Origin of the sequence: Lishizhenia tianjinensis (assembly GCF_900116425.1) — a bacterium.
GTDB lineage: Bacteria > Bacteroidota > Bacteroidia > Flavobacteriales_D > Crocinitomicaceae > Lishizhenia > Lishizhenia tianjinensis.
Genome location: NZ_FPAS01000001.1, coordinates 1,484,239 through 1,490,290, shown reverse-complemented (window position 1 = coordinate 1,490,290; position 6,052 = coordinate 1,484,239). Strand labels below are relative to the sequence as shown.

General features: G+C 35.9%; 5 protein-coding genes. All 5 read right to left on the bottom strand.

The features are described from left to right. Window positions 1–440 precede the first annotated feature (440 nt). The 5 genes from BM327_RS06805 to BM327_RS06785 all read right to left on the bottom strand — a co-directional run bounded on the left by BM327_RS06805 (window position 441) and on the right by BM327_RS06785 (window position 6,015). On the bottom strand, window positions 441–1,685 hold the full coding sequence (locus BM327_RS06805) for a glycosyltransferase (RefSeq protein ID WP_090247565.1): 1,245 nt from the start codon (window positions 1,683–1,685) through the stop codon (window positions 441–443). A 10-nt stretch (window positions 1,686–1,695) separates the two neighbouring features. After that, the gene (locus BM327_RS06800) at window positions 1,696–3,345 is read right to left on the bottom strand and encodes a MutS-related protein (protein WP_090247564.1); all 1,650 of its coding nucleotides are present in this window, start codon (window positions 3,343–3,345) and stop codon (window positions 1,696–1,698) included. Window positions 3,346–3,463: 118 nt separating this feature from the next. Further along, window positions 3,464–3,655: a cold-shock protein gene (locus tag BM327_RS06795; RefSeq protein WP_090247563.1), complete on the bottom strand. Its 192-nt coding sequence runs from the start codon at window positions 3,653–3,655 to the stop codon at window positions 3,464–3,466. Window positions 3,656–3,794: 139 nt separating this feature from the next. Further along, the gene (locus BM327_RS06790) at window positions 3,795–4,604 is read right to left on the bottom strand and encodes an SUMF1/EgtB/PvdO family nonheme iron enzyme (RefSeq protein WP_170853697.1); all 810 of its coding nucleotides are present in this window, start codon (window positions 4,602–4,604) and stop codon (window positions 3,795–3,797) included. Between the two features lie 37 nt (window positions 4,605–4,641). Continuing rightward, window positions 4,642–6,015 carry an alpha/beta hydrolase family protein gene (locus BM327_RS06785; RefSeq protein WP_170853696.1) on the bottom strand — a complete coding sequence of 458 codons (1,374 nt, stop codon included), beginning with the start codon at window positions 6,013–6,015 and terminating at the stop codon, window positions 4,642–4,644. Window positions 6,016–6,052: the final 37 nt, after the last annotated feature.

Sequence of the window (6,052 nt, the reverse complement as noted above, 5' to 3'; positions counted from 1 at the left end):
AGTAAGTCGACGCCACTTTTTAGAAAGCCTTGTTCCAAACGGAATGAGGCTTTTTTAGTTTATAGCCATTGGTGAAAAGTGATCCGTCATTAGTACACGAGATGGTGTTCATCGTCTCACGCCATACAAGTGAGCGATAGCCTTACTAGAAGAATCAATCTCCAATTTCCAATTTCAAATTCCTCAAAACTCTTGCTCAATACTGTCTTCTGTTAGGGATAGTAGTGGCACCCCGGATGGGAGCAGCTGTGTGGAAGAGGGAAAACGGAAAGTGACGCTAAGAAACTTATTGTTTGACCATAGTCCACTAAGCTGAACACAACGGAGTAGAGCGGATAGCCCGCCCGAACAGCCAGATTTAATTCAAAATTCATTATTCAAATTTTAAAATTAGAGCCAGCCTCCAGTGCGTACTTTTCTATCGTCTAAAGAAATTATTCTTATTCTGTTAGAATTCGATGTAAGTCTGCAGTGAAATCTTCTGCTTGGATTTTAGCGCTTATTTTCTCGGTGTTTTCGTTATAGAGAGGATTCGTGATTAAATCCTTTAAAAGCAAGTGTAAATCTTTTGTATTTAATTTAGAAATGGAAATTCCTTTTGGTCCGAAGTTTTGCTCAGCAACTAAATTGTTCCAATTAAATTGATCAATAATATGTGGGATTATAAGTGTTGGACAGGCATACTTTAAACTCATATGTGTACTTCCTGAACCACCATGATGAACAACGGCGTGCATTTTTGGGAAAGCCCAATCGTAGGGAATATTTTTAGTAAAAAAGAACTTTTTTCTATCATATTCTTTGGGTTCAATTAAACCGTTTGCAGGTGAATTTATAATGACGGTCACATCAAGTTTCTCGAAAGCCTCTAAAACGATTTGAGTTTTTTTCTCGGGTTCAGGATTCGACATACTACCAAAGGTAAAAAGTACTACTGGTCGTTTAGTATTTATAAATGTTAGGAGTTCATTAGAAGGTGTCCAGTTTGTAGTTTTATTACGTTCATGGTAACCGAGCACTTGCATATTACTGGGCCAGTAATCGGGGCGTTGAAATAGGTGAGGGGAAACGGTGTAAACAATTTGGTGTTTTAGATAAGCGGTTTTAATTTGTTGTTTAGTGTACTTCAGTTTTAATTGTTTGGCAGTCGTTTGAATAGCCTTTAATACACCGAAATCTGCAAGTTTGTAGGTGAGTTTATTAAAGAATTCTCCAAAGTTACTATGAAAAGCAGTGTGCGTATGGCCTTTTACATAATGAAGGTAAGGCACGGGACTTACATAGGTAGTGTTACCAGGGTTTTCTATCTCCCATAAAACGGGATACATGGCCTTTCCATTGTGCACAATACGATCGGGTTGTAGTTTTTGTACTACTTCAAATTGACGTTGAACTAACTTCTTATTGATACCCTTTTGTTTGAACCCCAATTTAATGTAGGAAATGATTTTTTTGAATTTGTTTCCACCACCTCCCATGGCAAATTGACCTATGTCAGACTCTAGCATTTCGTAAAATTCCGGACCTAAGCCCTCGAAGGCAACACCTGTGTCATCCACCAAGTTTTTAAATTGATCAGGAAATAAACAGGTAACATCATGTCCATATCCTTTAAGTATTTCAGCAATGGCTAAAAAGGGTTCCATATCTCCTCTTGTACCGATGGATGTGATGAGTATTTTCATGCGTTCTTATTTATTGTTCAGTTAATTGGTGGTGTGCATCTTGAATGATTTCACTTGGAAAATTATTCAATTCTAGAATTTTAATGGCGTTTCCATTTTCAAGTTGTCCTTTTTTGATTTTATAATCAAAAGTAAGTTGATTCTGGTTTATGTTTTCACTGAAGTAGTATAAATCGTAGTTCTGATTGGCAAGAAGTTCTGTGAGTTCAGTATCATGGGTAGAAACAAGTACGATATGCTTGGGGGTATTGATGTATTTTAGAACGCCATAAGCACTTGCAATTCTTTCTTTGGTGTTGGTGCCTTTAAAAATTTCGTCCAACACAAAAATGGCAGGACTACTAGATCTACTCATCTTAATAAAGTGGTCTAATTGATTGACTTCTTCTTTAAAATAACTTGTTTTACTGAGAATGTCATCACTTATTCGAATTGCTGTGTATAGTCGAGCATAAGGAGCGTTAAAACTTTCTGCAAAGCAAAGATTTAAGGTTTGCCCCAAAACGAGGTTAAGCGCAATAGTTCTAATGAAAGTTGTTTTGCCAGACATGTTAGATCCTGTAAGTAAAAGACTCTTTGCTTGTAAACTTAGGTTATTGGTAATTGGAGTTTCTAGTAGGGGATGATAAACATGCTTTGTTTGGATGGCTTTGGATGCATGAAACTCGGGTATACAAGTTTTTGGTTCACCTGCTTTAAGACTTTGAAGGGAAATGTGGAGATCAATTGAACCTATAAAATTGAAAAGATCATCTAAATCTTTGTGTTTTTTATTGAGATCGTCTAAAAGGTTAATAAAGATGAGGGTTTCATAATTGAAAAGAATTTTGAATTGTTCGAGGATAACCCAGAAAGCGATTCCGAACTCATTGTTCATTAATTGACCATCATCCAGGAACCTTGATTTAAGTTTAAGGTTACGCAGTGTTTTCAAAAATTGGAGATCTTTTTGCAATTGTTGAACACTAGAAAAGCTTTGTAGTTTTTTGGCAATTTTATAGACACTAAATAATTGCCCGAAGGCACCCATATAGATATTTAAGTTCGATTTATTGGAGTAATGAAAAAACAGGTTAACGAGATAAGAAGGAATTAGCAGAAACAAAAGTATCGGAAACTTTGGTGCTAAAATTAGGGAAGCTAGAACGGTAAGTGTACTTAATACTATTATTGGATAGTATTTGGGTTTCTTTATTTGTTCACCATTAATAAGCTCTTCGAGTTGGTAAATTTTAGGATGACTCAAACGTTCTAATACGCTTTGAATCTCTATGCATTCTTCTTGGTTTGCAAAGAATTCTTGATCGAGTATGAAGGCAGCTCGGTCTTCTTTTGTTGGAATGTTTAAGAGTCGGTTATAGAGGTATTGTTCTCCAATTTTAGAACGTGTTCTATTGATATACTTGAAAACTTCATGGAGATCTAAATCTTCAATTTCTCTAGATGAAAGGGTGTGAAAGGCTTCGTCCTTACTTTTTCGACGTAGAAAGTACTTTGCGATTGCGTCAAAATTGTAGTAATCTGTGGCTTTTTGTTTTCCCCACTGCTTTTCTAAGTATATCTTTTTTTGAGCGCGTTTCTTTTTTAAACGAGCAGAGTAAAAGAGATAGAATACAATAAGTATTATGGCGGAATAGATGAATAAGTTGAAAACTTCCAAAGCTATATTTTTATTTAAAGCTAAGTAAATCTCTTAAATATCGATTATTGGGATGCCAGTTTTTTGGACAAAAAAAAGCCCGGTTAATTGCTTAACCGGGCTTTTCAAAAATTAAATATTATAAAACTTTTACGTTAACTGCATTCAATCCTTTTTTTCCTTCTGTTAATTCGAATTCAACTTCGTCACCTTCTCTAATCTCATCGATTAAACCTGATACGTGTACGAAATACTCTTGTTTCGAATCGTTTTCAACGATAAAACCAAATCCTTTAGTTTCGTTGAAAAATTTTACTGTTCCTTTTTGCATTATAAATTGTATTAATATAGCAAAGGTAGTCTAATTTCGATGGCTTTAACGATTTATCTGTTTTATTTTAGAATTAATTGATTGTAAATCAAAAGTTTTCTGCTTAAGGGCTTACTACCACTAGGTTGGGGAAGAAAAATTATTTTTCCTCATTGTAGCTTTCCCAAGTACAAATTGCTCTAAAACCGATATAATTACTCGCTTTTTTAGATATACCTACAATTTCACCTTGTGGTTTTCTCCAATTATTTCCTACAATAGTGTTGGCTGTCTTTGTCCATTCCGATAAACCATCGGCAAAATCTATTTGTTTAGGAGCAGTATGCAAAGGGATAGCCCTCAGTGAGTCGAAATAACAAGGTATTTTGGGTAGACTATCCGTATATGCGGGGTAATCCTTACTGATGGATAGGTATTGTTCAGGTGTTGGCAAGCTATATACAGGGTATTGCATATACTTTTTGTGAACCGCTGCGTTGTGGTATTTACCTGCAAAATATTTCTCTATGGTAAAGAAGTCTTCCGGTGTTGAGTCATTGTAGTTCGGAATAACTTTGCGACTGATAAGAAAGTATTGCATTACTCTATCGCTTCTCCATTTTAAATACTTTTCGGCTTGTTTTTGACTGATGCCAACAGCCGGGTAGTCACCATAAGCTTTGTGCTTGTGATAATATTTACGAAGCTGCAGTAAACAAATAAATTCTTCGCCCCAAACATCTGCATTAGGTTGGGCAGCTTTGTATTCTAAACTTTCTTTGCCATAAATTTTCTTGAGCCAAGCCATGTATTCTAACCAAGCGAAATTGGAAATAACATGTTTATCACAATAAAAGTTTTCACTCACTTCAAAGGTTCCTGGAGGAGTGATGGTAGATTTTTTTGGCCATAAAAAAGCACTACTAAGGATAAGTAGTGCTAGTAAGCTTAAGTATAGTGTTGTTTTCATTTTCATAACACAAGTATAAGTAAAATGAAAATTATGGTTACATACTTTGTATTTGAGTTAGCCAAGTTAAAATTATTGCTAAGCTTTCCTTAGAATATCCACCTTCAATGGTTTCATATTCCATTAAAGTACAGCTATTACATCTTTGAAACAAATGATTGTGTTGGGGTAAGGTTTTGATTTCAGTTTGATGTTTTTGTTTTTCACTCAAATGTTGCTCCAAACTAGTTGTATTCATTTCTGCAGGTACTTGAATGTCTTTTTCAGCAAAAAGGTATAAAGCTGGTTTATTTACGTTTTGTGTTACCTTTTCACCATCGAGGTGCAGCAGAGCATAAAAAGCCGGAGAATTCAATTGTTCCATCATCGTATTTAAAACTTGTTGCTTTTCGTTTTCAGGAAGGGATACGAGTCCCAGTTGATCTTCGAGTAAACTTTTTAATACACGATTTGTACTGTCTTTGTTCTCTTCATTTCTATTGTAAACTAAATTTACTTGATTGGAGTAATACTCATCATACTCCTTTAAATCTTGTCCTGTTGTTCCCGAGCTTTCTGCTACTAAATGTGCTTGTGCTTTCATCAATTCTAGTCCTTTTACGGTTGGACCAGCTAACGAAACAAAGCTTTTTACATGTTGGTTTTTCGTAGCGATCATGGGAGCAATAATTCCTCCCTCACTGTGACCAATGAGAACGATATTCTTTTTGTCAATTAGAGGTGAGTTTGCTATATAATCTACAAGCGCATTTACATCAGCAGCAAGGTCTGTAGTTGTACATTTAGATATGTCGCCGGTAGATTCACCAGTACTTCTTTCATCATAGCGTACTACAGCCCATCCATTTTTGGTTAGAAACTCTGCCATCTCTACAAAGAGATCATGTCCGTACACGGTAGAATTTCTGTCTTGTGCTCCAGTACCAGAAATTAAGAGTGCCACCGGAAAGTTGGATCCTTCCTTAGGCGTATCAATTTCTCCTGCGAGTACATGTGTTTTTAAATCTACTTTGAAAGGAACCGCACGGAAAGTGGTTTTGACTTCTTTGGTTTCCGTTTTATCGCTAATTCGGGTAAACACCATAGGAATGTTTAATCCTCGTTGACTGAAGGTTCCCTCTAGCGTATCTTTGTGGACGCTGGTTAATGGAATTTCCATTTGCATCGCGCTTGAGGTAATTTTTAATTCCTGTTCTGATTGCAATTCAGCTTCAACAGGAATGTCTTTGGCGCCTTGTTTTGGAGAATCCATGGTTACCTTATAATTGTCATCGACTTCAGTGATGTGTAAAATCATGGGGAGAGATTGTCCCATAACCTTCAACTCACCTTCCCAATCTCCTGCAAAATCTTGAGCAAAAAGCGGTAGGCAAAAGAGTAGGGTGAATAAAGAACTGATAAGTGTTTTCATGATGAATTTTTTTATGGAAATTACGGCCATTCTCGTG